Source organism: Bradyrhizobium sp. B117 (assembly GCF_038969555.1).
Classification (GTDB): domain Bacteria; phylum Pseudomonadota; class Alphaproteobacteria; order Rhizobiales; family Xanthobacteraceae; genus Bradyrhizobium.
In genome coordinates this window covers 7,612,219-7,638,526 of record NZ_CP152414.1, presented here as the reverse complement: position 1 = coordinate 7,638,526, position 26,308 = coordinate 7,612,219, and the positions used below count along the sequence as shown (strand labels likewise).

21 protein-coding genes and 1 pseudogene are annotated in these 26,308 nt (G+C 65.5%); 13 read left to right on the top strand and 9 right to left on the bottom strand.

The window, feature by feature from the left end:
• Window positions 1-140 precede the first annotated feature (140 nt).
• Window positions 141-1,937, top strand: a complete 1,797-nt coding sequence (locus tag AAFG16_RS37040) for a tetratricopeptide repeat protein (protein WP_342733301.1) — start codon at window positions 141-143, stop codon at window positions 1,935-1,937.
• Between the two features lie 26 nt (window positions 1,938-1,963).
• Window positions 1,964-2,848 carry a 4-(cytidine 5'-diphospho)-2-C-methyl-D-erythritol kinase gene (locus AAFG16_RS37035; RefSeq protein WP_342733299.1) on the top strand — a complete coding sequence of 295 codons (885 nt, stop codon included), beginning with the start codon at window positions 1,964-1,966 and terminating at the stop codon, window positions 2,846-2,848.
• A 123-nt stretch (window positions 2,849-2,971) separates the two neighbouring features.
• Here AAFG16_RS37035 and AAFG16_RS37030 read toward each other — a convergent pair whose 3' ends face one another.
• From AAFG16_RS37030 to AAFG16_RS37010, 5 genes are all read right to left on the bottom strand, one after another.
• On the bottom strand, window positions 2,972-3,850 hold the full coding sequence (locus tag AAFG16_RS37030; protein ID WP_342733297.1) for an alpha/beta hydrolase: 879 nt from the start codon (window positions 3,848-3,850) through the stop codon (window positions 2,972-2,974).
• Window positions 3,843-4,475 (bottom strand): LysE family translocator, encoded by a 633-nt coding sequence (locus AAFG16_RS37025; RefSeq protein ID WP_283081271.1) that lies wholly within the window; start codon window positions 4,473-4,475, stop codon window positions 3,843-3,845. The genes AAFG16_RS37030 and AAFG16_RS37025 overlap by 8 nt, the downstream gene beginning before the upstream one ends.
• Window positions 4,476-4,519: 44 nt before the next feature.
• Window positions 4,520-5,782 (bottom strand): beta-ketoacyl-ACP synthase II, encoded by a 1,263-nt coding sequence (gene fabF / locus AAFG16_RS37020; RefSeq protein WP_342733295.1) that lies wholly within the window; start codon window positions 5,780-5,782, stop codon window positions 4,520-4,522.
• 1 nt (window position 5,783) lies between these two features.
• Entirely contained in the window at window positions 5,784-6,299 is a 516-nt protein-coding gene (locus tag AAFG16_RS37015; protein WP_283081269.1) for a helix-turn-helix domain-containing protein, read from the bottom strand.
• A gap of 540 nt (window positions 6,300-6,839) precedes the next feature.
• Window positions 6,840-7,847 (bottom strand): polyprenyl synthetase family protein, encoded by a 1,008-nt coding sequence (locus AAFG16_RS37010; protein ID WP_342733293.1) that lies wholly within the window; start codon window positions 7,845-7,847, stop codon window positions 6,840-6,842.
• Between the two features lie 134 nt (window positions 7,848-7,981).
• Here AAFG16_RS37010 and AAFG16_RS37005 point away from each other — a divergent pair, with 134 nt between their 5' ends.
• From AAFG16_RS37005 to glyS, 6 genes are all read left to right on the top strand, one after another.
• Window positions 7,982-8,209: a DUF2007 domain-containing protein gene (locus tag AAFG16_RS37005; RefSeq protein ID WP_283081267.1), complete on the top strand. Its 228-nt coding sequence runs from the start codon at window positions 7,982-7,984 to the stop codon at window positions 8,207-8,209.
• Window positions 8,202-8,969: a methyltransferase gene (locus AAFG16_RS37000; protein ID WP_342733291.1), complete on the top strand. Its 768-nt coding sequence runs from the start codon at window positions 8,202-8,204 to the stop codon at window positions 8,967-8,969. The genes AAFG16_RS37005 and AAFG16_RS37000 overlap by 8 nt, the downstream gene beginning before the upstream one ends.
• A gap of 214 nt (window positions 8,970-9,183) precedes the next feature.
• Window positions 9,184-10,092, top strand: coding sequence for a S49 family peptidase (locus AAFG16_RS36995; RefSeq protein WP_283081265.1), 909 nt, complete (start codon window positions 9,184-9,186; stop codon window positions 10,090-10,092).
• A 104-nt stretch (window positions 10,093-10,196) separates the two neighbouring features.
• Window positions 10,197-10,388 (top strand): hypothetical protein, encoded by a 192-nt coding sequence (locus AAFG16_RS36990; RefSeq protein ID WP_074122886.1) that lies wholly within the window; start codon window positions 10,197-10,199, stop codon window positions 10,386-10,388.
• Between the two features lie 197 nt (window positions 10,389-10,585).
• Window positions 10,586-11,524: a glycine--tRNA ligase subunit alpha gene (locus AAFG16_RS36985; RefSeq protein ID WP_212435997.1), complete on the top strand. Its 939-nt coding sequence runs from the start codon at window positions 10,586-10,588 to the stop codon at window positions 11,522-11,524.
• The gene (gene glyS, locus AAFG16_RS36980; protein ID WP_342733284.1) at window positions 11,524-13,623 is read left to right on the top strand and encodes a glycine--tRNA ligase subunit beta; all 2,100 of its coding nucleotides are present in this window, start codon (window positions 11,524-11,526) and stop codon (window positions 13,621-13,623) included. The genes AAFG16_RS36985 and glyS overlap by 1 nt, the downstream gene beginning before the upstream one ends.
• Before the next feature lie 346 nt (window positions 13,624-13,969).
• Here glyS and AAFG16_RS36975 read toward each other — a convergent pair whose 3' ends face one another.
• Window positions 13,970-14,323, bottom strand: a complete 354-nt coding sequence (locus tag AAFG16_RS36975) for a DUF1236 domain-containing protein (protein ID WP_283081263.1) — start codon at window positions 14,321-14,323, stop codon at window positions 13,970-13,972.
• Between the two features lie 225 nt (window positions 14,324-14,548).
• On the opposite strand from AAFG16_RS36975, the gene AAFG16_RS36970 reads away from it, so the two are divergent.
• From AAFG16_RS36970 to AAFG16_RS36960, 3 genes are all read left to right on the top strand, one after another.
• On the top strand, window positions 14,549-14,704 hold the full coding sequence (locus tag AAFG16_RS36970) for a DUF3096 domain-containing protein (protein WP_018648785.1): 156 nt from the start codon (window positions 14,549-14,551) through the stop codon (window positions 14,702-14,704).
• A 96-nt stretch (window positions 14,705-14,800) separates the two neighbouring features.
• Window positions 14,801-17,737, top strand: a complete 2,937-nt coding sequence (gene ppdK, locus AAFG16_RS36965; protein ID WP_342733275.1) for a pyruvate, phosphate dikinase — start codon at window positions 14,801-14,803, stop codon at window positions 17,735-17,737.
• Between the two features lie 499 nt (window positions 17,738-18,236).
• Window positions 18,237-19,703, top strand: coding sequence for a cell wall hydrolase (locus AAFG16_RS36960; RefSeq protein WP_342733273.1), 1,467 nt, complete (start codon window positions 18,237-18,239; stop codon window positions 19,701-19,703).
• Between the two features lie 126 nt (window positions 19,704-19,829).
• Here the strand turns inward: AAFG16_RS36960 and nadC are convergent, their stop codons facing one another.
• From nadC to nadA, 3 genes and pseudogenes are all read right to left on the bottom strand, one after another.
• The gene (nadC, locus tag AAFG16_RS36955; protein WP_342733271.1) at window positions 19,830-20,708 is read right to left on the bottom strand and encodes a carboxylating nicotinate-nucleotide diphosphorylase; all 879 of its coding nucleotides are present in this window, start codon (window positions 20,706-20,708) and stop codon (window positions 19,830-19,832) included.
• Between the two features lie 9 nt (window positions 20,709-20,717).
• Window positions 20,718-22,305 (bottom strand): annotated as a pseudogene (locus tag AAFG16_RS36950) (L-aspartate oxidase).
• 181 nt (window positions 22,306-22,486) lie between these two features.
• Window positions 22,487-23,593: a quinolinate synthase NadA gene (gene nadA, locus AAFG16_RS36945; protein WP_342733269.1), complete on the bottom strand. Its 1,107-nt coding sequence runs from the start codon at window positions 23,591-23,593 to the stop codon at window positions 22,487-22,489.
• Between the two features lie 337 nt (window positions 23,594-23,930).
• Between nadA and AAFG16_RS36940 the strand changes: the two genes are divergently transcribed.
• Together AAFG16_RS36940 and AAFG16_RS36935 are read left to right on the top strand one after the other, a co-directional pair.
• The gene (locus AAFG16_RS36940) at window positions 23,931-25,181 is read left to right on the top strand and encodes an MFS transporter (RefSeq protein ID WP_342733266.1); all 1,251 of its coding nucleotides are present in this window, start codon (window positions 23,931-23,933) and stop codon (window positions 25,179-25,181) included.
• Window positions 25,182-25,222: 41 nt separating this feature from the next.
• Window positions 25,223-26,209, top strand: a complete 987-nt coding sequence (locus AAFG16_RS36935; protein WP_342733264.1) for an MDR family oxidoreductase — start codon at window positions 25,223-25,225, stop codon at window positions 26,207-26,209.
• Window positions 26,210-26,308: the final 99 nt, after the last annotated feature.

Genomic DNA, 26,308 nt, shown 5'->3' with positions numbered 1-26,308 from the left:
ATGCCCGAATCCTTGCGGTGAAGCGCCAAAAGCGGCATTGTCGGCCCGACGGTTCCGGGTCCCGATGCCACCGGCCGCGTTCGCATGCGAGACGGCCTTCTGCTGCAAACCCAGGCACTACCAACCCAAGGCGAGCCCTGATGTTTTCATATCGTTTCAACCGCTGGACTGTTGCCGCCATCGCCCTCATGGGCACAGCGATCGCGACGGTCCCCGGCGCGGTCCTGGCGCAGACGCCGGACCATCCGTCCGACACGGCGGCGCAGTTTCCGACCCGAAACGATCTGAAGTCGCTCACTACCGCAGGCAGCTATCTCGCCGCCCGCCATGCCAGCGTCGAGCGCGATGCGGCCTCGGCGGCTGCGTTCTACCGCTCGGCCCTGCGCACCGATCCGAAGAACAACGAGCTGCTCGACCGCGCCTTCATCTCCTCGGTCGCCGACGGCGACATCGACGAAGCGGTCAAGCTCGCCGAGCGCATCCTCACCATCGACAAGACCAACCGTGTCGCGCGTCTTGTTGTCGGCGTGCATGATCTCAAGGTGAAGAAATACGCGACCGCGCAGAGCAACATCAACCAGTCGATCCGCGGTCCGATCACCGATCTCGTCGCGACGCTGCTGTCGGGCTGGGCCGCCTATGGCGCCGGCGATGCCAAGGGCGGTGTCGCCGCCATCGACAAGCTCGCCGGTCCGGAATGGTATCCGCTGTTCAAGGATCTCCACGCCGGCATGATCCTCGAGCTCTCCGGCAAGGAGAAGGACGCCGGCACCCGCTTCGAGCGCGCCTACAAGCTCGACGATTCCATGCTGCGCGTCACCGAAGCCTATGCGCGCTGGCTGTCGCGTAACAAGGATTCGGCTGCGGCGACCAATGTCTACCAGGCGTTCGACAAGAAGCTCGCCCGTCATCCGCTGATCGTGGAAGGTTTGCGCGACACCAAGGCCGGCAAGAAGCTGCCGCCGCTGGTCGATTCCGCGCAGGCCGGCGCGGCCGAAGCGCTCTACGGCATCGGCGCGACGCTGACCCGCCGCGGCGGCGAGGATCTGGCGCTGGTCTATCTCCAGCTCTCGCTCTACCTCCAGCCCAGCCATCCGCTGGCGCTGCTCTCGCTCGCCGATCTCTATGAATCGGTGAAGCGGCCGCAGATGGCGATCAAGGTCTACGAGCGCGTGCCGGCGTCCTCGCCGCTCAAGCGCAACGCGCAGATCCAACTCGCGATCGACCTTGATTCCGCCGACCGCACCGACGAAGCGATCAAGATCCTCAAGGGCGTCACTACTGAGGATTCCAAGGATCTCGAAGCCATCATGGCGCTCGGCAACATCGAGCGCGGCCGCAAGAAGTTCGGCGATTGCGGCGCGACCTATTCGCAGGGCATCGACGTGCTGCCGGCCGGCAACGACAAGGTTAACAGCGTCTGGTACTATTATCGCGGCATCTGCGAGGAGCGCTCCAAGCAGTGGGGCAAGGCCGAAGCCGACATGAAGAAGGCGCTCGAGCTCCAGCCCGACCAGCCGCATGTCCTCAACTATCTCGGCTATTCCTGGATCGACCAGGGCGTGAACCTCGACGACGGCATGAAGATGATCAAGCGCGCCGTCGAGCAGCGTCCCGACGACGGCTACATCGTCGATTCCCTCGGCTGGGCCTATTACCGCATCGGCAATTACGAGGAGGCGGTGAAGAACCTCGAGCGCGCGATCGACCTCAAGCCCGAGGATCCCACCATCAACGATCACCTTGGCGATGCCTATTGGCGCGTCGGCCGCACGCTGGAGGCCAAATTCCAGTGGTCGCACGCCCGTGATCTCAAGCCAGAGCCGGATGACCTTCCGAAGATCGAGGCCAAGATCGCAAACGGGATGGTGGACGACAATTCGAACTCTTCGGCCGCGCAGGCGGAAAAGAAGAAGGACGACGGCAAGGGCGGTTGATCCAAGTAACTGGGGGCGTATCGCCGATGCCGGCGTTGGTTGAAGAAGGGCGCGCGAAGGTCAATCTGAGCCTTCGCGTGGTTGGCCGTCGTGCTGACGGCTATCATGATCTCGAAAGCGTGGTCGCGTTTGCCGACTGCGCCGACCGGCTGACGCTGGAGCCGGGCGGCGAGCTGAAGCTCACCACCACCGGGCCGCTCGCTGCGGCTTGCGGCGAGACATCAGACAATCTCGTGTTCAAGGCGGCCAAGCTGTTGGCCGAGGCCGTGCCGGACCTGAAGCTCGGCGCCTTCGCGCTCGACAAGGTGCTGCCCGTTGCCGCCGGTATCGGCGGCGGCTCGGCGGATGCCGCGGCGGCGCTGCGGCTCTTGGCGCGCCTCAACAATCTCTCGCTCGACGATCCCCGTTTGCAGAAAGTCGCGCTGGCGACCGGCGCCGACGTGCCGGTGTGCCTGCTGTCGCGCGCCTGTGACATGACCGGCGTCGGCGAGCAGTTGCTGCCGCTCGCGCTGCCGAGCATGCCCTGCGTGATGGTCAATCCGCGCGTGCCGGTCGCCACCAAGGACGTGTTCCAGGCGCTGGGCTTGCGCAACGGCGAGCTTCTGGTCGGCGCCACCTCCGTCCTGGAAGCGCCAGCCTGGCCCGAAGCGGCCGGCTCCATCGCCGACTGGGTCGATGTTCTCGAAACCGTCGCCAACGATCTCGAAGCGCCGGCGCTGCGCATCGAGCCCGTGATTGGCAAGGTGCTGGAAGCCTTGCGCTCTTCCGCCGGCGTCAAGCTTGCCCGCATGTCCGGCTCCGGTGCGACGTGCTTTGCGATCTATGGCGGGGCAAACGACGCGCATGCCGCTGCCGAACGGATTCGCCGCGACCATCCCGGCTGGTGGGTGCATGCGGGGACGTTGAGTTAGGTACTTCCCCGGCGACGGTGCCGTAGGGTGGGCAAAGCGAAGCGTGCCCACCAATCTATCTGTCCAAATCTCGATCGGTGGGCACGGCGCTGTCGCGCCTTTGCCCACCCTACGGCGGCGGGGCTAACCTGCGCCGTCCTCGGCCAATCCCAAGAAACGCCGGATCTCACCCAGCACCTCCTGCGGCTTGTCGTGCTGCAGCCAGTGCCCGGCACCGGCTATCGTCTCAACGCGCGCATTCGGGAAATAACGTTCCAGGCCCGCTCCCCTGGCCCCCGCCAGAAAGCTTTCGCCGGCATTGAGCAGCAGCGTCGGGCAGGCGATGCGCGACCACAGCGCGACGTGATCGTCCGGCCAGAGCCGGTGCGGCGCACTGGCGCGCTGGTAGGGATCGAACTTCCAGCTAAAGGTGCCGTCCTCGTTCCGCCGCGCGCCGTGGGTGGCGAGATGCAGCGCGAGCTCGCGCGACAGCCGCTTGTTGTGCAGCACCATCTGCGCGGCGGCGTCTGCGAGAGTGGCGTACCGGCGCGGCGTGCGGTCGTGCAGCCTGTCGAGCTGGCTGACCCATTTGCCGATGCGCTCATGCACCGGCGGCTTCGGTGAATCCGGCAGCATGGTGACGCCGTCGAGCACGACGAGCTTTGTGACCAACTCGGGAAACGACCCGGAAAAGATCAGGCTCACCATGCCGCCCATGGAATGGCCGATGAGAGTCACTTGAGGCGCCGCAATCGTCCGAACGAGCTGCGCGAGATCGTAGACATACTCCGTCAACGCGTAGCTGCCGCCACGGGTCCAGTCGGAATCGCCGTGGCCGCGCAGATCGGGCGCGATGACGTGAAAATGCGGCTGCAGCGATCGCGCGATGACGTCCCAGCTGCGGCAATGATCGCGGCCACCATGGACCAGGATGAGGGGCGGCGCGCCGTCGTTGCCCCAATCGGCATAATGCAGCCGCAGGCCGTGCGACTCATAGAAACGGCTTTGCGGCGCGCTAGCCATTTGCCGGCCGCCGCGCCAGCGCAAGCGAGAGGCCGAGGCCCACGATGAAGACGCCGGAGCCTTGGGTGAGACGCCGCATCAGCTGCGGCCGTCCGATCAGCTGCGCGCGCGTCGCGGAGGCCATCAGCACCACGACGACATCGGCGAGCGTGTTCAGCGTCACCGAGATCGTGCCCAGCATGATGAATTGCAGCGTGGGGCTCGCTCCCGCGGGATCGAGGAATTGCGGAATGAAGGCGAGAAAGAACGCGGCGGTCTTCGGATTCAGCGTCTCGACCAGCACGCCGTCGCGGAACGCGCGCGTGTCGCCGACGGCTTCACGATCGAGCGACAGCGCGCGGCCGGCGCTGCAAAACGTCTTGATGCCGAGCCAGACCAGATAGAGCGCGCCGACGAATTTGACCGCAGCGAACAGTTCCGCACTGGCGAGGATGATGGCGGAGATGCCGAGACTGCCGGCCACGACATGGACCATCCCGCCCAGCGCCGTGCCCGCGGTCGAGGCGAAGCCGCTTGCGCGTCCCTCGGACAAGGTCCGGGCCGCGACGTAGAAAATGCCGGGGCCCGGAATGGCGGCGATTAGACAGGCAGCGGCCAGGAACAGCCAGAAATTGGTTTCGGTCATCCTGTTTTCGTAGCGCAGGCCGCCGCGATTTCAAGGCCTCTCGTTCAGCCCATGCGGCGGAAGATTGCGCTCGCATTCACCCCGCCAAAGCCAAATCCGTTGGAGATGGCATGCTGCATCGGCATCGGCCGCGCGGTGCCGGCGACGATGTCGATGCCTTCTGCGCCCGGATCAGGGTTTTCGAGATTGAGCGTCGGCGGCGCGATCTGGTCGCGCAAGGCGAGGATGGTGAAAATAGACTCCAGGCCGCCGGCCGCGCCGAGCAGATGGCCGGTCGCCGATTTGGTCGCGCTCACCGCGATGCCGCGGTTACGGCCGAACAGCGCGCCGATCGCGCCGAGCTCGCTTTCGTCGCCGGCTGGCGTCGAGGTCGCATGTGCGTTGAGGTGCTGCAGATCTGCGGGCGCAAGCTTCGCCTGCCGAAGCGCGATCTCCATGGCACGGCGGGCACCGTCCCCATCAGGCGGCCCCGACGTCATATGATAGGCGTCCGCAGTCGTACCATAGCCGACGATCTCGGCGATCGGCGTCGCGCCGCGCGCCAGTGCATGCTCGAGCTCCTCGATCACGAGGATGCCGGCGCCTTCGCCCATGACAAAACCTTCGCGGTCGCGATCGAACGGGCGCGAGGCCCGTGCGGGCTCGTCGTTGAAGGAGCTCGACAGCGCGCGCGCCGCGGCAAAGCCGCCGAGGCTGACGATGTCGATGCAGGCCTCCGCGCCGCCGCAGATCGCGACATCGGCTTCGCCCGCGCGGATCATGCGCGCGGCATCACCGATCGCCTGCACGCCGGCGGCGCAGGCCGTGACCGGCGTGCCCAGCGCACCCTTGTAGCCGTATTTGATCGAGACGTGGCCGGCGGCGAGATTGGCGAGGAAGGAGGGGATCGTGAACGGCGACAGCCGGCGCGCGCCGCGCTGCTCGGTGATGCGCACGGCTTCGGCCATCGCCGGAAAGCCGCCGACGCCGGAGGCGATGATCGTCGCGGTCCGTTCCAGTGCAGATGCGTCCTGCGGCGTCCATTTGGCTTGCGCGACCGCTTCGGCGGTGGCGAGCAGCGCGAACAGGATGAAGCGGTCCATCTTGCGCTGGTCTTTGGGCGCAGCGGCCTCTGCCGGATCGAAACCGCCTTCGGCATCGTCGGCCTTGTCGAGCACGAGGCCGGCGATGCGCGCGGGTAATGATTGCGCCCATTCGGGCAGCGGGCGCAGCCCGCTTTGGCCGGCAAGCAGCCGGCGCCACGACAATTCGACACCGCAGCCGAGCGGCGACACCGCGCCCATGCCTGTCACGACGATACGACGCATGTCAGTCTCCGGCCGGCGCGACGGCCGGGTTCATGGCTTTGAGCGAAGCGAGCCGCGCGCGCATGCCGCGGCTGGCGCGGGGCCCGGGAATGGCGACCGTATTGGCGAGCGTGATCGGCTGCATGTCGGCGGCATCGACAACAACCGGATCGAGCGGACGGATGCCAGCGTGCCTCGCCAGCAGGATGGATTCGCCCTTCGGCGCGAGATGCTTGTTGCCCCAGGCGAGCAGCGCGGCGACCACGGGGAAGAAGTCGCGCGCCTTGTCGGTCAGCACATATTCGTAGCGCGGCGGCCGCTCATGATAGCGGCGGCGCACGAACATGCCGCTCGCGGTGAGATGCGCAAGCCGCCGCGACAGGATGTTCGGCGCAATCCCGAGGCCCTGCTGGAATTCGTCGAACTTGGTCGCGCCCTGAAATGCATCGCGCAGGATCAGGATGCTCCACCACTCGCCGACCGTCTCCACGGCGCGGCCGACTGGGCATTCCAGAATGGAAGGGGATTTGGGCTGCATGCGGCGGAAGGTAGGGTAGTGACTTGCAAAATGCAAGTGACTGGGACAACGGTCGTGCGGGTGGAGGGAGCGGTGAGAATTTGGAGGTAGTTCGCCGGTGAGGTGGGATGGGAGAGTGATGTATGTGGCCACGGGCCCAATGGTGAGATGTCGGTGGTTGCTGGATAACCCCTCTCGTGCCCCGGGCGCAGCGCAGCGCTTCTTCAGCGGTGCGCTGCAGACCCGGGCCCGTGTTGCTGATCGCTCGGTGCTACGTTGGTCCCGGCTCAGCGCAGCAGCGTTTCACGCTGCGGCGCGTCCGGGACACGAGAGTGGGTGTGCTGTTGCTCCAAACTCCGTCATTGCGAGCGGAGCGAAGCAATCCAGACCGTTTCCGCCGAGGGATTCTGGATTGCTTCGCTCCGCTCGCAATGACGGCGTGGAGGCATCACGCACAAATCTATCGCCGTCACCCTGAGGTGCTCCCGGCGCGATGCTTCGCATCGCGCCGCTCGCGCCTCAGGATGACGGAGCAAATTGCGAGGAAAGAGAGGCAGTCGCTCAGTGCGACCGCGCCAGGCAGAACGCCACCACCTGCTCCAGCGCGCTCTTCATCGGCGAGGGCGGGAACAGCGCCAGCGCGTCGACGGCCATGGCGCCGTAGTGCTGGGCGCGGCTCAGCGTGTCCTCGAGCGCGCGGTGCTTGTTCATCAACCCGATGGCGTGATCGAGATCGTTATCGCCGATCTCGCCGCGCTCGAGCGCGCGGATCCAGAAGGCGCGCTCGGTGTCGTTGCCGCGGCGGAAGGCGAGCACGACCGGAAGCGTGATCTTGCCCTCGCGGAAATCATCGCCGGTGTTCTTGCCGAGCTTAGCGCTCTTGCCGCCATAATCGAGCACGTCGTCGACGAGCTGGAAGGCAATGCCGAGATTCATGCCGACCGAGCGGCAGGCGGTCTGCTCGGCCTTGGGGCGGTTGGCGATCACGGGGCCGACCTCGCAGGCCGCAGCAAACAGCTCGGCGGTCTTGCCGCGGATCACGGCGAGATATTCGTCCTCGGTGGTCGCGGTGTTCTTGGCGGCGGCAAGCTGCATCACCTCGCCCTCGGCGATGGTGGCGGCGGCCGCGGAGAGGATGTCGAGCGCGCGGAGCGAGCCGACCTCGACCATCATGCGGAACGCCTGTCCGAGCAGGAAGTCGCCGACCAGCACGCTGGCCTCGTTGCCCCAGAGCATGCGCGCCGACAGCTTGCCGCGGCGCATCTCGCTCTCGTCGACGACGTCGTCGTGAAGCAGCGTGGCGGTGTGCATGAACTCGACGCTGGCCGCGAGCTTGATATGGCCGTCGCCGGTGTAGCCGGCGAGGTTGGCCATGGCGAGCGTCAGCATCGGGCGCAGACGCTTGCCGCCTGAGGAGATGAGGTGGTTGGCGACCTCCGGGATCATGGTCACGTCGGAACCGGTCCGCGACAGGATCGTGGCGTTGACGCGTTCCATGTCACCAGCGACAAGGGCCACCAGCTCTTCGATCGACGCGCCGGGAGTTTCGAAAGGTACGATGACGGCCACGCCGGTCTCCAATATTTGCCCCGAAGGGGCTATTCTGATGGAAAGACAATAGAAACTGGCAGCGGATGCGGCAAGGCCCGCGGAACCATTGACATTTGTCCCTTTTAGCCCCTTTCAGGCAGGAGTCCTGCGTTTTGCGTGAACTGGTTCGGACCAACGACATGGTGCTGGTGTCGGCAATCGGCGCGCTGCTCGACGGCGCCAATATCCATCATCTGGTGCTGGACCAGAATATGAGCATCATCGAGGGCTCGCTCGGCATCCTGCCGCGGCGGATCCTGGTCCATGAGGACGACGCGCAGGAGGCGCGGGCGCTCCTGATCGAGGCCGGCCTCAGCCACGAACTGCGCGGCGATGATTGACGTCGTCACGGATATCACTGAGGACGCCTTTCTCGGTGGGCAGTTGCGCCTCAAGCAGAAACGATCCGGCCATCGCGCCGGGCACGACGCCATATTGCTTGCGGCGGCGACCGAAGCCCACGCAGGCGACCGCGTGGTCGATCTCGGCGCCGGCATCGGCACGGCCGGGCTGGCGCTGGCGCGTCGCGTCGCGGGGATCAGGCTTGGCCTCATCGAGATCAATCCGGAACTGGCTGAGCTTGCGTGCGCCAATGCGGCGGCGAACGGGATTGCCGCGGAGACGATCGTGCTCGACGCCACGGCTGACGCGCAGGTCTTTGCGGCACACGGGCTCGTGCCCGACAGCGTCGACGTGGTGCTGATGAATCCGCCCTTCAACGACCCCGCGCGCCACCGCGGCTCGCCCGATCAGGCGCGTCAGATCGCGCATGTCGCGACCGACGAGACGCTGCATGCCTGGGTGCATGCAGCACGGCGCATCCTTCGATCGAATGGCGCGCTCACCTTCATTTGGCGTGCAGATGGAATCGGCGATGTCCTGGCAGCGCTGTCACGCGGCTTCGGGAGCCTCGCGATCCTGCCGGTTCACGGCGAGGCGGGGCGGCCCGCGATCCGCGTGCTGGTGCGCGCGGTCAAGGGCGGTCGAGCCCCGACACGCCTGCTATCGGGCCTCGTGCTCAATGATGAGTCACGCGTGCCTAAAAAAGAGGTGAGCGATATCCTGGAAGGGAGGGCGGCCTTGCCGCTGGCGGAGCCGTGATCGCTTACTGGGGAAGCGATTCCGATTGCTGTTCCTGCGGGGACGTCAGGCGGATCGCCATGAACAGCGCACCGATCAGCAGCATCAGCAGATAGATTTTCATGGTGTTCTCCGCTGCCCCATTGCAGCCTCCCAACGGGAAATCTGCAAAACACGTTCCAGGCACTTCCAATGACACTCGCGTGATAAGAAATGGTTAATCAGAGGTAACGGCATGGCCGAACAATTGAACGATCGAGAGAGTTCCGGCCTGGCCGACAAGCTCATGGAATATCTGCCGGCGCGCTTCCGTCCCGGCACGGCGGTGGTGCCGGTGGTGCGGCTCTCGGGCGTGATCGGCGCGGTGACGCCGCTGCGGCCGGGCATGACGCTCGCCGGGGTCGCGCGAATCCTGGAGCGGGCGTTTTCGTATCGGAACGCCAAGGCGGTGGCGCTGGTGATCAATTCGCCCGGCGGCTCGCCGGTGCAGTCGCGCCAGATCTACCTGCGCATCAAGCAGCTCGCGGCGGAGAAGAAGCTGCCGGTGCTTGTCTTCGTCGAGGACGTCGCGGCCTCCGGCGGCTACATGATCGCCTGCGCGGGCGACGAGATCATTTGCGATCCGTCCTCCATCCTCGGCTCGATCGGCGTGGTCGGCGGCAGCTTCGGTTTCCAGGACGCGATCAGGCGGCTCGGCATCGAGCGGCGGCTCTACACCGCCGGTGCGCACAAGGCGATGCTCGATCCGTTCCTCCCGGAAAACCCGGATGATGTGGCCAAGCTGAAGGCGATCCAGCGCGAGATCCACCAGATCTTCATCTCGCTGGTGAAGGACAGCCGCGGCGCACGGCTGAACGGCAATGACGACACGCTCTTCACGGGAGAGTACTGGGCCGGCGAGAGTGCGATCGCGCTGGGGCTCGCCGACGGCATCGGCGATCTCCGCTCAACTCTTCGTGCCCGCTATGGCGAGAAGGTTCTCACCCCCGTGATTGCGCAGCCGACAGGACTTTTGTCCGGCCTGTTCGGGCGGAAAGCGCCCGGCGCGGGGCAGCTTTTGGCCATGGAATCAATGGCCGGGCTGCCGGACGAGCTGATCTCGGCGGTCGAGACGCGCGCGATTTGGGCGAAATTCGGGTTCTAGGCGGCGCGCTCCCGCGCCATTTGGTCCGGGGCGAGCCAATTGCGGCGCGGCCCGGTCTGCGCGAGAATGCGCGTGGGGGCTGAGCACTAGACAAGGATCGACAGATGCCGCCGTTCGTCGCTTTCGCGGGCGTCCTGGGCGGGCTTGCCGTGGTCCGCTGGGCCTACAAGACCGCCGTCCGGATCAACCAGGAGCTGGAGGAGATGCGCCTGTCGCGCGTCGCTGAGACCGCCCGCATGGGGGATATCCAGACGCTGAAGCGTGACCCCGTGACCGGAGCTTATCGGCCGGGTTAACCGCGCCACTCGTCATGCCCGGGCTTGTCCCGGGCATCCACGTTCTTCGTGCCGCGAGAAAGGTCGTGGATGGCCGGGACAAGCCCGGCCATGACGGAGAACTGGGCCCGAATCGGCCCCCTTTGCCTTGATTCCCACCCCCGCCGTCGATACGGTCCCGCGCGATTCAAAACCCCCCGCGAGAGCCTGATCTGACGATGGACGCCTCATTGCCCGCCCATATGCGCCCGGAACGTTCGTTCCAGGGCTTTATCCTCGCGCTCCAGCGATTCTGGGCCGAGCAGGGCTGCGTGATCCTGCAGCCCTACGACATGGAGATGGGCGCGGGCACCTTCCATCCGGCGACGACCCTGCGCGCGCTCGGGCCAAAACCCTGGAACGCGGCCTATGTGCAGCCCTCGCGCCGGCCCAAGGACGGCCGCTACGGCGAGAACCCGAACCGGATGCAGCACTATTACCAGTTCCAGGTGATCATGAAGCCGTCGCCGCCGAATCTTCAGGAGCTGTACCTGAAGTCGCTCGCCGCGATCGGCATCGATTCCGCCGTGCACGACATCCGCTTCGTCGAGGACGATTGGGAGAGCCCGACGCTGGGCGCCTGGGGTCTTGGCTGGGAGTGCTGGTGCGACGGCATGGAAGTCAGTCAGTTCACTTACTTCCAGCAGGTCGCCGGCTTCGAATGCGCGCCGGTCGCGGGCGAGCTCACCTACGGGCTCGAGCGCCTCGCGATGTATGTGCAGGGCGTCGACCGCGTCTACGATCTCAATTTCAACGGCCGCGAGGGCGACGCCAAGGTCACCTATGGCGACGTCTTCCTGCAGGCCGAGCAGGAATATTCCCGGCACAACTTCGAATATGCCGACACCGCGATGCTGTTCGAGCAGTTCAAGATGGCGGAAGCGGCCTGCCGAAAGTATCTCGACGCCGGCTGGCGCGAAGGCGGCAACAGGAAGCAGCATCTGATGGCGCTGCCGGCCTATGACCAGTGCATCAAGGCCAGTCACGTCTTCAACCTCTTGGACGCACGCGGCGTGATCTCGGTGACGGAGCGGCAGAGCTACATCTTGCGCGTGCGCGAATTGGCAAAAGCCTGCGGCGAGGCCTGGATCCACACTGAAGCGGGCGGAGCGGCCTGATGCCCGAACTTTTGCTTGAACTGTTCTCGGAAGAAATCCCCGCGCGCATGCAGGCCAAGGCGGCCGACGATCTGCGCCGCATGGTCACCGACAAGCTCGTCGCCGAAGGCCTCGTCTATGAGGGCGCGAAAGCGTTCGCGACGCCCCGCCGCCTCGCGCTCACCGTGCACGGCATCCCCGCGCGCCAGCCTGATCTGAAGACCGAACGCCGCGGCCCGAAGGTCGGCGCGCCCGATGCGGCGGTGCAAGGCTTTTTGAAGGCGACGGGTCTGAAATCGCTGGATGAAGCCAAGATCCAGCGCGATCCCAAGGGCGATTTCTACATCGGCCTGATCGAGAAGCCCGGCCGCGATGCGATCGACGTGCTCGCGGAAATCCTGCCCGTCATCATCCGCACCTTCCCCTGGCCGAAATCAATGCGCTGGGGCGCGCGCTCCGGCAAGCCGGGCTCGCTGAGCTGGGTGCGTCCGCTGCACGCGATCACCGCGACCTTCGGGCCCGAGACCGAAGATCCCGATATCGTGAAGTTCGAGGTCGACGGCATCGAAACCGGCCAGACCACCTACGGCCATCGCTTCATGGCCCCCGGCGCGATCTCCGTGCGCCGCTTCGAGGACTACGAAGCCAAGCTGAAGGCGGCAAAGGTCATCCTCGATCCGCAGGCGCGCAAGGACATCATCTTCGAAGACGCCAAGGAGCTGACCTTCGCGCAAGGTTTTGAGCTGGTCGAGGACCATGTGCTGCTCGACGAGGTCTCGGGCCTCGTCGAATGGCCCGTCGTCATGATGGGATCGTTCGAGGAAGAATATCTCGCGATCCCGGACGAGGTGATCCGCGCCACCATCCGCAACAACCAGAAGTGCTTTGTCGTCAAGGATCCCAAGACGGGCAAGCTGACCAACAAGTTCGTCCTTACCGCCAATATCGAGGCGACCGACGGCGGCAAGGTCATCGTATCAGGCAATGAGCGCGTGATCCGTCCGCGCCTGTCGGATGCGAAGTTTTTCTATGAGACCGATCTGAAGACGAAGCTCGAGGATCGCCTGCCGAAGTTCGAGCAGATCGTGTTCCACGAGAAGCTCGGCACCCAGGCCGCGCGCATCAAGCGCATCGAGCGTCTCGCCGCCGAGATCGCGCCGCTGGTCGGCGCCGATGTCGCCAAGGCGACGCGCGCCGCACATCTCGCCAAGGCCGATTTGCTGACGGAAGTCGTCGGCGAATTCCCCGAGGTGCAGGGCCTGATGGGCAAGTACTACGCGCTGGCTCAGGGCGAGGATGCGTCCGTCGCTGCCGCCTGCGAGGAGCACTACAAGCCGCAAGGGCCGACTGATCGCGTGCCGACCGACCCGGTCAGTGTTGCCGTCGCGCTTGCGGACAAGCTCGACACGCTCGTTGGCTTCTGGGCGATTGACGAAAAGCCGACGGGATCTAAGGATCCGTATGCACTGCGTCGTGCGGCGCTCGGTGTGATCCGGTTGATCGCCGAGAATGCGCTGCGCTTGTCGCTGATGAAGGTGGCGGCGTCCGCGCTCGCCGGCTTATCGGTGCAGCCTGCGGATGCGCAGAAGCTCCCGAGCGATTTGCTCGCCTTCTTCGCTGACCGCCTGAAAGTCCAGCTTCGCGAGCAGGGCGCGCGGCACGATCTCGTCGATGCCGTGTTCGCGCTCGGCGGCCAGGATGATCTCCTCATGATCATCCGCCGCGTCGAGGCGCTTGGAAAATTCCTCGACAGCGACGACGGCAAGAACCTGCTCGCCGGCACCAAGCGCGCCAGCAACATCCTCTCGATCGAGGAGAAGAAGGACAAGCGCAGCTTCGACGGTACGCCGGATGCTTCGCTCTACAGCCTCGCCGAGGAGAAGGCACTGGCGAAGGCAATCGGCGAGGTGAAGGCTGAGGCAAGCGCCGCCGTCGCCAAGGAAGACTTTGCGGCTGCGATGAGCGCGATGGCCAAGCTGCGTCCGCCGGTCGATGCGTTCTTCGACAAGGTGCGTGTCAACGACGACGATGCGAAGGTGCGCGAGAACCGTCTGAAGCTGCTGAACGAGATCCGCAGCGCCACGCGAGCGGTCGCGGATTTCTCGAAGATCCAGGATTGAGGCGCGCAACAATTGACGCTGTCATTCCGGGGCGTGCGAAGCACGAGCCCGGAATCCATAACCACGATCGTGAGTATGGATTCCGGGCTCGCGCCAAGTGGCGCGCCCCGGAATGACGGATACAAAAAAGCCCCGCCCGGCGGGGGGAGGACCGGGCAGGGCCTGATGTCCGATTTAACACTGCTTCGCGCCAGCCTGATTGAAGTGACGCGCCGGACATCGAGTAGAGCTCGAGCAGAGCTGAACTAAAGCGCGATGAGATCAGGATGAATCGTCATCGCGCTTCGGATTGTTGTTTGCGCATGATCTTTTCGGAAAACCGCTGCGCACTTTTCCGGATCATGCTTTAGTCCATCACCTCGACGATGCGGCGCGAGCGCGGCTCGACCAGCACGGTCTCGCCGTTCACGACGGTGTAGCGATAGGTGGTGGCGCCGAAACGTTGCGGCACGTCATAATAGGTGATGCCGGTCTCCGGTAAGGTGGCTCCGACCACCACGCGATCCGGAATCCGGAAGGCCGGCACACGTTGTTCGACGACATATTCGCGGAAGGCCGGTCGCTGTTCGACCGCGATGGTCGGGCCAGAGTCGACCACGACGGGCGCGCGTCCGACTGTGGCCCCGCTTTGCGCCTGCGCCGCCAAGGGCGAACCGATCGCGGCCGCAAGCGCTGCAAGAGCAAGAATCCTGTTCCGCATGGAAAACTCCTTCGACGTGATTCTTCGGGAAGCGCGAGTAGCGCAACCGCTTGCCAATGCGGGCCTCTTCGCAATGTTCCGGGAAAAGCCCCGCCGCATCAGGGGCAATTTCGGGCAGTTTTCGTGAGTGGCGGGAACCGGCTCGCCGCCTGCGCGTCTCTACTCGCCGAACCAAGGCCGCTATGATCCGCCCGCGATTCGCCTCACCTCATGGAAAGATAGTTCATGCACATCACCGTCGCCCACATTTCGCCGATCCTGTCGTTGATTGCGGGCGTGCTCATCCTGATCATGCCGCGGCTGCTCAACCTGATCGTCGCGATCTTCCTCATCGTCAACGGCGCGATCGGGCTTGGGCTCCTGAAGTGGCTCCACCTCTAGGGGTTCACTTTCCGGAACAGTCCGACTTGCGCGGGCCCGCCCAAAATGGTGTAAGGCCCGCGATTTCCCCTCCCTCTCGCAGGTTGTGTGCAAGCTATGGCCAAAGCCGCCTCGAAGCCTAATAAAACTTCAGCGAAATCAAAGTCTTCAGCCGCCGCGAAAGCCGCGCCGCCAGCCCGCAAGGCGCTGGCCAAGAGCGCCCCGAAGCCGGTCGCCAAGGCGGCTGCAAAAGCGGCGACCAAGCCTGCAGCCAAGCCGGCTGCAAAGCCTGCCGCTAAAGCTGCTGCAAAGGCTGTGACCAAGCCGGTTGCGCCGAAGAAGGCTGCACCCGCCAAAGCCGCGCCAGCCGCCAAGGCGGGCAAATGGGTGTTCACATTCGGTGACGGCAAGGCCGAGGGCCGCTCGGAGATGCGCGACCTGCTCGGCGGCAAGGGCGCCAACCTCGCCGAGATGGCCAATCTTGGCCTCCCGGTGCCTCCCGGCTTCACCATCCCGACCTCGGTCTGCACCTATTTCTACGAGCACGGCAAGACGTACCCGAAGGAGCTGAAGCCGCAGGTTGAGAAGGCGCTGGACTATGTCGGCAAGTTGACCGGCAAGGTGTTTGGCGACACCAAGAACCCGCTGCTCGTCTCCGTGCGCTCCGGCGCGCGCGCCTCGATGCCGGGCATGATGGACACCGTGCTCAATCTCGGCCTCAACGACGAGACCGTCGAAGCGCTGGCCGAGCTCTCGGGCGACCGCCGCTTCGCCTATGACAGCTATCGCCGCTTCATCACCATGTATTCCGACGTGGTGCTCGGCTTCGAGCATCATCACTTCGAGGAGATCCTCGACACCTTCAAGGACAGCCAGGGCTACACGCTCGACACCGATCTGTCGGCCGAGGACTGGGTCGAGCTGGTCGGCAAGTACAAGGACGCCGTCGCCCGCGAGACCGGCAAGGAATTCCCGCAGGATCCGCACGACCAGCTCTGGGGCGCGATCGGCGCGGTGTTCTCATCCTGGATGAACGCGCGCGCGATGACCTATCGCAAGCTGCACGACATTCCGGAATCCTGGGGCACCGCGGTCAACGTGCAGGCGATGGTGTTCGGCAACATGGGCGAGACCTCGGCGACCGGCGTTGCGTTCACGCGCAATCCCTCGACCGGCGAGAGCAAGCTCTACGGCGAGTTCCTGATCAACGCGCAAGGCGAGGACGTGGTGGCGGGCATCCGCACGCCGCAGGACATCACCGAGGAAGCGCGCAAGGAGTCCGGCTCCGACAAGGCGTCGATGGAATCGGCGATGCCGGAGGCCTTCAAGGAGCTGACGCGGATCTACACGCTGCTCGAGAAGCACTACCGCGACATGCAGGACATGGAGTTCACGGTCGAGCAGGGCAAGCTGTGGATGCTCCAGACCCGCGGCGGCAAACGCACCGCGAAGGCGGCGCTGCGCATCGCGGTCGAACTCGCCAACGAAGGCCTGATCTCCAAGAAGGAAGCGGTGACGCGGATCGATCCGGCCTCGCTCGATCAGCTCCTGCATCCGACCATCGATCCCAACGCCAAGCGCGACGTGATCGCGACCGGCCTGCCGGCTTCGCCGGGCGCGGCCTCCGGCGAGATCGTGTTCTCCTCGGATGAAGCGGCCAAGCTTCAGGCCGACGGTCGCAAGGTGATCCTGGTCCGCATCGAGACCAGCCCGGAAGACATCCACGGCATGCACGCCGCCGAAGGCATCCTGACCACGCGCGGCGGCATGACCTCGCACGCGGCGGTGGTCGCGCGCGGCATGGGCAAGCCCTGCGTCTCCGGCTGCGGCACCATCCGCGTCGATTACGGCCGCGGCACCATGAGCATCGGCTCGCGCACCTTCAAGACCGGCGACGTCATCACCATCGACGGTTCGCTCGGCCAGGTGCTCGCCGGCCGCATGCCGATGATCGAGCCGGAGCTGTCCGGCGAGTTCGGCACGCTGATGAACTGGGCCGACCAGGTCCGCAAGATCGGCGTGCGCGTCAATGCCGACACACCGGAGGATGCGCGCACCGCGCTCAAGTTCGGCGCGGAAGGCATTGGCCTATGCCGCACCGAGCACATGTTCTTCGAGGAGACGCGCATCCGCACCGTGCGCGAGATGATCCTTTCCGAGGACGAGCAGTCGCGCCGCGCGGCGCTCGCAAAGCTGCTGCCGATGCAGCGCGCCGACTTCGTCGAGCTGTTCGAGATCATGAAGGGCCTGCCCGTCACGATCCGGCTTTTGGATCCTCCCCTCCATGAATTCCTGCCGCACACCCACGCCGAGGTCGAGGAAGTGGCGCGTGCCATGAACACCGACCCGCGGCGCCTCGCCGACCGCGCGCGCGAGCTCTCGGAGTTCAATCCGATGCTCGGCTTCCGCGGCTGCCGCATCGCGATCGCCTATCCTGAGATCGCCGAGATGCAGGCGCGTGCGATCTTCGAGGCGGCGGTCGAGGCGCAGAAGCGCACCGGCAAGGCCATCGGCCTCGAGGTGATGGTGCCGCTGATCGCGACCAAGGCCGAGCTCGATCTCGTCAAGGCGCGGATCGATGCCACCGCGCAGTCGGTGATGCGCGACAACAACACCAAGATCGCCTATCAGGTCGGCACCATGATCGAGCTGCCGCGCGCGTGCCTGCTTGCGGCCGAGATCGCCGAGAGCGCCGAGTTCTTCTCGTTCGGCACCAACGATCTCACGCAGACGACCTACGGCATCAGCCGCGACGACGCGGCGAGCTTCCTCGGCCCCTATGTGACGAAGGGTATCCTTTCGGTCGATCCCTTCGTCGCGCTCGACCAGGAAGGTGTCGGCGAGCTGGTCAAGATCGGCGTCGCGCGCGGCCGCAAGACGCGCGCGAAGCTCAAGGTCGGCATCTGCGGCGAGCACGGCGGCGATCCCGCTTCCGTCGCCTTCTGCCACAATATCGGCCTCGACTACGTCTCCTGCTCGCCCTACCGCGTGCCGATCGCGCGGCTTGCCGCGGCGCAGGCCGCGCTCGGCAAGGCGATTGCGAGCCAGGCGTAAGAGGAAGACTGATTGCGAGATGTGAAAGAGGCGGGGGCCAAACCCCGCCTTTTTTCATTTTGCGCGGAGTTGTTGCGAGCAGTCACCACGCACTCACTGTCATCGCCCGCGAAGGCGGGCGATCCAGTACTCCGTGATGCCAGTGATTGAAGCGAGAAGCCGCGGCGTACTGGATGCCCCGCCTTCGCGGGGCATGACACCCGTTGTGTAGAAGCATCTCGTGCTTATGCCGGGAACCCATCACGCGTCCCGTAATGATACGCGCGTGCAAGAGTTCCTTCACCATTCGCATTGACCGATTGTTTACCGCTTCAGATGAGGCGGCATTTACCACGCACGCAATCGCCCCGTGAAAACACCTGTGTTCGCTTGAGTGTGCCGCGCGCGCAACGCCGATTAACGCCCCGGCAACCTAAATTAGATACTTACGAAAAAGATCGAATTGCACGGATGTACTGAGTTCGATCGGAACGGGCGTAAGCGTTGCGTGAGCGTATCGATGTCAGTGTTGCGTAACCATCCGAAGGGCGCGCGGTTCGCGTCCTTCGGCATCGGTCTCTGCATCTTCGCATTGATGCCGAGAGAGACCGGCTATCAGGACATTGCCTCTCTGCTGGCGCGACAGCCCGGCGTCGCCGAGCGTTGGCAGAAGCAGGTGTTTTCCGCGGCGTCCTCGATCCAGCTGGCCACCTACAGTTTCTCCCGTCCCATCGGCACGTCGGCGCCGCAGAGCGCGATGGTTCGGCTCGCGAGCCTCGACAGTCGCGACGTCACCGGCGCAATCAGCCGCAATCCGGCGCTGCAGGCGCCGCCGCGTTACCAGGCCGCCGATTTTCCCAAGGTCGATCGCTCGCTGAAGGGCGATCGTCTCGCAACCGTCGTGCCTACGCAGGCGCCAGAGACGACAGCACCGGCCGTGACGCCCGCGCAGGAAGATCCCGCGACGTCGAACAGCTCCGTGTTCGGCGCGAAGACCGCCTCCTTGCCGCAAGCGATGTCGCAAGCAATGTCGCCCGAGTCCGCAGCCGCGCTCGATCCCGAGCTCGCCGAAGCGCTGCGGGCGCCGCCGCTGCCGCAATATGCCAATCCGCCAAAGGCCAGCGACCTCGCGCGCTCGTTCGCGGTGCAGCCGCTGGAGGCATTGAAGCAGGCGACACTTCCGGCGGCACCGCCGCGCGATCCCTTCAGCGTCAAGACCTCGAACCTGTTCTTCGGCAGCTCCTCGCTCGGCGGCAATCTCGAGAGCATCGAAAGCTGGCAGCCTGGCGCCGAGCCGCTGATCGTGATGCCCGATCCCGACATGAAGGTGACGGCCTCGCTGACGCCGCCGACCGAAGAGATCGCCAGGGATATCGAAAGCGGCGAGAGCGTCGCGCCGAAGGGCGAGGTCAACGTCGACAACCAGCGCGCCAGATCGCCAGCGGAGCGGCTCGCACTCGACGACAAGTCGCGCGCGAAGTCGGAAAAATGTCTCGCCGAGGCGATCTACTTCGAATCCCGCGGCGAAGCCGTGCGCGGCCAGATGGCGGTGGCGCAGGTGGTGATGAACCGCGTGTTCTCCGGCAAATATCCTGATACGGTGTGCGGCGTGGTCTACCAGAACAAATATCGCCACTTCGCCTGCCAGTTCACCTTCGCCTGCGACAACAATCCCGACGTGATCCGCGAGCCGGAGATGTGGGAGCGTGCCAAGAAGATCTCGAAGGCGATGCTCGACGGCCAGATCTGGCTGCCAGAGGTCGGTAAGTCCACGCATTACCACGCCTACTGGGTGCGCCCGTCCTGGGTCGCCGAGATGAAGAAGATGTACAAGACCGGCGTGCACACCTTCTACCGCCCGCGCGCCTGGGGCGACGGAAGCGAGGAGCCGAGCTGGGGCACCCCGGCGCAGACCGCCGCGCTCTCCGCCGAGCTCGCGCAGGAAGCCAAGAGCTCCGCCGAGATGGGCGTGAGCGAACGGAGGTAGGCATTCACAAGAGGTCGTCATGCCCGGGCTCGTCCCGGGCATCCACGTTCTCTGTGCTATGTGGCAACGCGTGGATGGCCGGGACAAGCCCGGCCATGACGTTGTGGAGGGCTTTTAGCGCTTCAATCACGCCTCGATATCCAGCGCACAGTCGAAGTTCGGCGCCGAATGCGTCAGGGCGCCGGATGACGCATAGTCGACGCCGGTCGCCGCAATCGCGGCGATCGAGTCCAGCGTGACGCCGCCGGATGCCTCCAGCTTGAGGCGCCCCTCGTTCATCCGCACCGCCTCGCGCAGCGTTGCAAAATCCATGTTGTCGAGCAGCACGGCATCGGCGAGGCCCGTATCGAGCACCTCGCGCAATTGCGCCAGCGTATCGACCTCGATCTCGATCTTGACGAGATGGCCGGCATGCGCACGGGCGCGCTCCAGCACCGGGCGGAGGCCGCCGGCGACCGCGATGTGGTTGTCCTTGATCAGGATTGCATCATCGAGCCCGAAACGGTGGTTGAAGCCGCCGCCGCAGCGCACCGCGTATTTCTCCAGCGCCCGCAATCCCGGCGTGGTCTTTCGCGTGCAGCAGATCCGCATTTTCGTGCCCTCGGTGCGCGCGACGTAATCGGCCGTGAGCGTCGCAACACCCGACAGCCGGCCGACGAAATTCAGCGCGGTCCGCTCCGCCGTGAGAACGCCGCGGGCGGGGCCTGAGATCGTCAGCACGTGCTGTCCGCGGGCAACGCGCGCGCCGTCGCGGACATGCGCGCGCACCTCGATGTCGGACGAGAGCTTTTGCAGCGTCGCCAGCGCCAGCGGCAATCCGGCGATCACGCCGGACTGGCGCGCGACCAGGATGGCCTGCGCTCTTGTCGCTTCGGGAATGGTCGCGAGCGAGGTGATGTCGCCGGCGCGGCCGAGGTCTTCCGCCAGTGCGCGCTGCACGGCCTCGTCGATGGCGAGCGGCGAGAGGAAGGCGTCGGGATAGAGCAGGGAGGTCGGGGTCATCATGAGCTTCCTTCAGGCGATCATGGGTTGGGCGGTGCGCGGCAGCGGGCGTTCGCTCAGGCTTTCCGCGACTTCGCGTGCAGCGGCGAGTGTGGTCATTGTCCGCTGCGCCAGCGCGGGAACATCCGCCGGATGGTCGAAGCGGAAATGTGCGCCGCGGCTCTCGCGTCGGGTCCAGGCGGAAGCCGCGACGAGCAGGGCCGTTGTTGCCATGTTGCGGACGGTAATGCCCGTGGCCTCGTGTTCCAGCGCGGCGAAGCTGCGCACGGCCTCCGCAAGCCCGTCACCATCGCGGATCACGCCGACATGCGTGCTCATCATCGCCCGCAGCCGCGTCACGCTGGCTGCATCCGGCGCGCTGCTGCGCTGTGTCACCAGCGCCTCCGGAAGCCGGGCCGGCGAGGGGATCGGGCGGCCGGTGATGTCGTCGGCGATGCGCGCGGCATAGACCACGGCTTCGAGCAGCGAATTGGAGGCGAGGCGGTTGGCGCCATGCGCGCCGGTGGACGAGACTTCGCCGCCGGCCCAGAGCCCGTCGATCGAGCTGCGCCCGCATGCATCGACCGCGATGCCGCCCATGTGGTAGTGCGCGGCCGGCGCGATCGGGATGGCTTGCGTCGCGGGATCGATGCCGGCGGCGATGCAGCTTGCGTGCACGGTCGGAAATTTTTCGGCGAAGCGCGCGCCCAGCGCCGTCCGCGCGTCGAGGAAGGCTCCGCGCCCGGCCGCGATCTCCGCGAACACGCCGCGAGCGACGATGTCGCGCGGCGCGAGCTCGGCGAGCGGATGGTGGGCCAGCATGAAGCGCTCGCCATCGCCGTTGATCAATATCGCGCCTTCGCCGCGCAGCGCTTCGGTCGCGAGCGGTGCGGGATCGCGCCCCACCATGATGGCGGTCGGGTGGAACTGCACGAATTCGGGGTCGGCGATGACCGCGCCGGCACGCGCGGCGATCGCAAGGCCGGAGCCGCTGGCCTCGACCGGATTGGTGGTGACGGCATAGAGATGGCCGATGCCCCCGGTGGCGAGCACGACCGCACGCGAGGCGAGCATGATCGGCCGCGCGGCGGGATTGCCGGCCTCGCGCAATTGAAGACCGCTGACCGTGCCGTCCTCCGTCAACAGCGCCTCGGCGACGAATCCCTCGATCAGCCGGATCGAGGGCGTGCGGCGCACGGCCTCGCTCAAGGCCGCGATGATCGCCGCGCACATGCACGATGCGCCGCGCCGAATGCGCAGCTTCCCGACCGACGGCGAGCCGGCCTTCGAGGTCGCGATCGAACGGCACGCCATAGGCGAGCAGATCGTGGATTCGCGGCGCCGCCTCACGCGCGATGCCGAGCGCGACGGCCTCGTCGACGATGCCGCCGCCGACGGCAATGGTGTCGGCGGCATGCGCTTCCGGCGTATCGCCCTCGGCCACCGCCGCGGCGATGCCGCCTTGCGCCCAGGCGGAGGATGCGCCTTGGCCAAGCGGCGCTGCCGAGATCAAGGTCACCGGCCGCGGCGCGAGCTTGAGCGCGCAGAACAATCCGGCAAGGCCGCCGCCGACGATGACGACGTCGTCGGTGGTGCGGGTGAGATTGTGGATGTTTGTCATGGTTGTTCCTCTTGCTTCGCTGTCGTCCCTGCGAAAGCAGGGACCCATACTCCGCGGCGGAAGTTGTCTTGCGAAGCTCTGCAACGTCGTTCTTCGCAACCACGTCTCCCCGTGGTTATGGGTCCCGGATCTGCGCTTCGCTTGTCCGGGACGACACCGTGGGTGTTGCTGCTTCTCGCCTTCAGTTCTTCAGATTGATCATCCGCTCGACCGAACGCCGGGCTCGCTCTGCGAGCGCGGGATCGATCGTGACCTCCTCGCGCAGCGTCAGCAGGCTCTCCAGGATGTTGGCGAGGGTGATGCGCTTCATGTGCGGGCAGAGATTGCAGGGGCGCAGCATCTCCACATCGGGCAGCTCGGCGCGGACATTGTCGGCCATCGAGCATTCCGTGATCATCACGAGGCGCCGCGGCCGCCGCTCGCGCACCCAGTTGATCATGTGCGCGGTCGAGCCGGTGAAGTCGGCTTCGGCCAGCACGTCCGGCGGGCACTCGGGGTGCGCGATGATCTGCACCGACGGGTCGGCCTCGCGAAACGCGCGCAGCTCTTCGCCCTTGAAACGCTCATGCACCTCGCAGGCGCCCTTCCAGGCGATGATCTTCACGTCGGTCTTCGAGGCCACGTAGGTCGCGAGGTAGCGGTCGGGCAGGAAGATCACGGTCGGCGCGTTGAGGCTCTCCACCACCTGCACCGCATTGGACGAGGTGCAGCAGATATCGACCTCGGCCTTCACTTCCGCCGATGTGTTGACATAGGCGACGACGGGCACGCCGGGGAATTTTTCGCGCAACAGCCGCACGTCGGCGCCGGTGATGCTGGCGGCGAGCGAGCACCCAGCGCGTGAATCCGGGATCAGCACCGTCTTGTCCGGGTTGAGCAGTTTTGACGTCTCCGCCATGAAGTGCACGCCGCACTGGACGATGATGCCGGCCTTCACCTTGGTGGCTTCGACCGCGAGCTGGAGCGAGTCGCCGCCGATGTCGGCGACGCAGTGGAAGATCTCCGGCGCCTGGTAGTTGTGCGCGAGGATCACCGCGCCGCGCGCCGCCTTCAGCTCGTTGATGGCCTTGATGGTTGGCGCCATCAGCGGCCACTCGATCGGCGGGATCACGTGCTTCACGCGCTCGTAGAGCGGAGCGGTGGCGCGCTCGACCTCATCCGTCCATTCCAGCGAGGGCATCGGCAGCGCAGGCCCCGTGCGCGCCGGCGCGGCGCGGGGAGCGATGGCGGTTTGGCCCTGCGGCCGGCCTGCGAGATCGTCGGGGCCGTAAATTCCAGTGATCGGCATCAAAACCTCCCGTGCATGCCAATTATGCTCTATATGAGTATATATGGAGCCTGAGAAATCCGGCCAAGAGGCCGGGGCGCTTCGCCAGAGCTCACATATACTCAACTTGAGTAAATCGAAGATAACACGCCCTGCGGCCGGCCGCTAGGGTAAGCCGCACACATTCCCGTCAAGTCGCCCCTTACCGCGTCAGGCGAGCCCGCGACGAAACGCAATGCTCTCGCGGCAGCCCTTCGTGGAACGCAATCGTTTTTGACTTGGGATTTTCATGCACCTGCATTAAACGCTATGGCGCGGCTGCCTATTCCGGATCCGCCAACGACACATGAGGAAGTGCATGTCGACACAAGTGGGCGAGCTCGGTCCGGCCTCCCGTTCCTCTTGGCGCACGCCGGCGATCATCATTCTCTGCGGCTGCGCCATCGGCATGCTCGGCTTCGGCCCGCGCTCGGCGCTCGGCTTCTTCGTGCAGCCGATGAGCCACGAATTTGCCTGGGGCCGCGACGTGTTCGGCCTCGCCATCGCCGTGCAGAATCTTCTCTGGGGATTGGGCCAGCCCTTCGCCGGCGCGGTCGCCGATCGCTTCGGCCTGTTTCGGGTGATGTGCGTCGGCGCGCTGCTCTATGCCGGCGGCCTCTTGCTGATGCGCTATTCCTCGACGCCGCTGTCGCTCAATATCGGCGCAGGCGTGATGATCGGCTTCGGTCTTGCCGGCTGCTCGTTCAACCTGGTGCTGTCGGCGTTCACAAAACTGCTGCCGGCGGAGAAGCGCGGCCTCGCGCTCGGCGCCGGCACTGCAGCGGGCTCGTTCGGCCAGTTCCTGTTCGCGCCGATCGGTGTCGCGCTGATCGACAATTTCGGCTGGCAGCAGGCGCTCTCCGTGTTCGGCTTCCTGATGCTGCTGATCATCCCGCTGGCGCTGGCGCTCTCGACGCCACCGGTCGCGAGCACGGCAAATGCGGCGCCCGCGGATGAGCAGACTTTTACGAAGGCGCTCGCCGAAGCGTTTGGCCACCGCTCCTATGTGCTGCTGGTGCTCGGCTTCTTCACCTGCGGCTTCCAGCTTGCCTTCATCACCGTGCATCTGCCGGCGTTCCTGGTCGATCGCGGCATCTCGACGCAAACCGGTGGCTGGGTGATCGCGGCGATCGGCCTGTTCAACATCATGGGATCGCTCAGCGTCGGCTATCTCCAGAACAGCTTGCCCAAGCGCTACATCCTCTCGACCATCTATTTCACCCGCGCGCTCGCGACGCTCGCCTTCATCTCGTTCCCGATCACGCCGTTCTCGGCGATCGCATTCGGCGCGGTCTCCGGTCTGACCTGGCTGTCGACGGTGCCGCCGACCTCGGCGCTGGTGGCCCTGATGTTCGGCACGCGCTGGCTCGCGACGCTCTATGGCTTTGCGTTCGTCAGCCATCAGGTCGGCGGCTTCCTCGGCGTCTGGCTGGGCGGCATCGTGTTCGAGAAATTCGGTTCCTACACGCCGATCTGGTGGCTCTCGATCCTGTTTGGCGTGCTGTCGGCGCTGATCAATCTTCCGATCGTGGAGAAACCGGTTCAGCGGGTGGTTGCGCAGCCTGCCTGATCGGCTAAACAATCCCGACAAACAAGTCAGGGAGTTCAGCCGTGGCCACATTCAAGGCGATCCGGATCGACAAGGCGGACAAGGGCACCACCGCACAGCTTGCGCAGTTCGACGAAGCCGAGCTGATGGATGGCGATGTCACCGTCCGCGTGGAATGGTCGACCTTGAACTACAAGGACGGTCTCGCGCTCACCGGCAAGGCGCCGGTGGTGCGCCGCTTCCCGATGATCGCCGGCATCGACTTCGCCGGCACGGTGGAAGCCTCCTCGCATCCGCAGTGGAAGGCGGGCGACAAGGTCGTCTGCACCGGCTGGGGCATGGGCGAGAATCATCTCGGCGCCTATGCCGAGAAGGCGCGGGTGAAGGGCGACTGGCTGGTCGCGTTGCCGCAAGGGCTCTCGGCGCGCGACGCCATGGCGATCGGCACCGCGGGCTTCACCGCGATGCTCTCGGTGCTGGCGCTGGAGAAGCATGGCCTGTCGCCAAAGAGCGGACCCGTGGTGGTGACGGGCGCCGCAGGGGGCGTCGGCTCGGTCGCAACGGCCGTGCTTTCGAAGCTCGGCTATCACGTCATCGCCTCGACCGGCCGCGTCTCGGAAGCGGACTACCTGAAAGAGATCGGCGCCGCCGAGGTGATCGACCGCAATGAATTGTCGGCGGCGGCAAAACCCCTGGCCAAGGAGCGCTGGGCGGGCGGCGTCGACAGCGTTGGCTCGACGACGCTCGCGAATCTCCTGTCGATGACGAAATACGGCGGGGCGATCGCGGCCTGCGGCCTGGCGGCCGGCATGGACCTGCCGTCTTCCGTCGCACCCTTCATTTTGCGCGGAGTGTGCCTTCTCGGCATCGATTCCGTGATGTGCCCGATTGAGCCGCGGAAGGCCGCCTGGCAGCGTCTCGCGTCGGATCTGGATCGGACGAAACTATCTGAAATCACTCGGGAAATTTCGCTCGGCGAAGTCCCGGAATGGGGCGCGAAAATCCTGGCCGGCCAGGTCCGCGGTCGCGTCGTGGTAAAAATTGTCTAACGGCGTTCAGACTTTACCAACCAAGCTGCTTCAATGTTGCCTTGGTTAGTATGGTAAGCAGCGGGTAAAGAGATAAGGCATCGCCCGCTGCGGGGGTTG

Excerpts from the sequence above, each read along its gene's own strand:
- AAFG16_RS37040 (WP_342733301.1), top strand. The coding sequence starts at position 141 with ATGTTTTCATATCGTTTCAACCGCTGGACTGTTGCCGCCATCGCCCTC.
- AAFG16_RS37035 (WP_342733299.1), top strand. The coding sequence starts at position 1,964 with ATGCCGGCGTTGGTTGAAGAAGGGCGCGCGAAGGTCAATCTGAGCCTT.
- AAFG16_RS37030 (WP_342733297.1), bottom strand. The coding sequence starts at position 3,850 with ATGGCTAGCGCGCCGCAAAGCCGTTTCTATGAGTCGCACGGCCTGCGG.
- AAFG16_RS37025 (WP_283081271.1), bottom strand. The coding sequence starts at position 4,475 with ATGACCGAAACCAATTTCTGGCTGTTCCTGGCCGCTGCCTGTCTAATC.
- fabF (WP_342733295.1), bottom strand. The coding sequence starts at position 5,782 with ATGCGTCGTATCGTCGTGACAGGCATGGGCGCGGTGTCGCCGCTCGGC.
- AAFG16_RS37015 (WP_283081269.1), bottom strand. The coding sequence starts at position 6,299 with ATGCAGCCCAAATCCCCTTCCATTCTGGAATGCCCAGTCGGCCGCGCC.
- AAFG16_RS37000 (WP_342733291.1), top strand. The coding sequence starts at position 8,202 with ATGATTGACGTCGTCACGGATATCACTGAGGACGCCTTTCTCGGTGGG.
- AAFG16_RS36995 (WP_283081265.1), top strand. The coding sequence starts at position 9,184 with ATGGCCGAACAATTGAACGATCGAGAGAGTTCCGGCCTGGCCGACAAG.
- AAFG16_RS36990 (WP_074122886.1), top strand. The coding sequence starts at position 10,197 with ATGCCGCCGTTCGTCGCTTTCGCGGGCGTCCTGGGCGGGCTTGCCGTG.
- AAFG16_RS36985 (WP_212435997.1), top strand. The coding sequence starts at position 10,586 with ATGGACGCCTCATTGCCCGCCCATATGCGCCCGGAACGTTCGTTCCAG.
- glyS (WP_342733284.1), top strand. The coding sequence starts at position 11,524 with ATGCCCGAACTTTTGCTTGAACTGTTCTCGGAAGAAATCCCCGCGCGC.
- AAFG16_RS36975 (WP_283081263.1), bottom strand. The coding sequence starts at position 14,323 with ATGCGGAACAGGATTCTTGCTCTTGCAGCGCTTGCGGCCGCGATCGGT.
- AAFG16_RS36970 (WP_018648785.1), top strand. The coding sequence starts at position 14,549 with ATGCACATCACCGTCGCCCACATTTCGCCGATCCTGTCGTTGATTGCG.
- ppdK (WP_342733275.1), top strand. The coding sequence starts at position 14,801 with ATGGCCAAAGCCGCCTCGAAGCCTAATAAAACTTCAGCGAAATCAAAG.
- AAFG16_RS36960 (WP_342733273.1), top strand. The coding sequence starts at position 18,237 with ATGTCAGTGTTGCGTAACCATCCGAAGGGCGCGCGGTTCGCGTCCTTC.
- nadC (WP_342733271.1), bottom strand. The coding sequence starts at position 20,708 with ATGATGACCCCGACCTCCCTGCTCTATCCCGACGCCTTCCTCTCGCCG.
- nadA (WP_342733269.1), bottom strand. The coding sequence starts at position 23,593 with ATGCCGATCACTGGAATTTACGGCCCCGACGATCTCGCAGGCCGGCCG.
- AAFG16_RS36940 (WP_342733266.1), top strand. The coding sequence starts at position 23,931 with ATGTCGACACAAGTGGGCGAGCTCGGTCCGGCCTCCCGTTCCTCTTGG.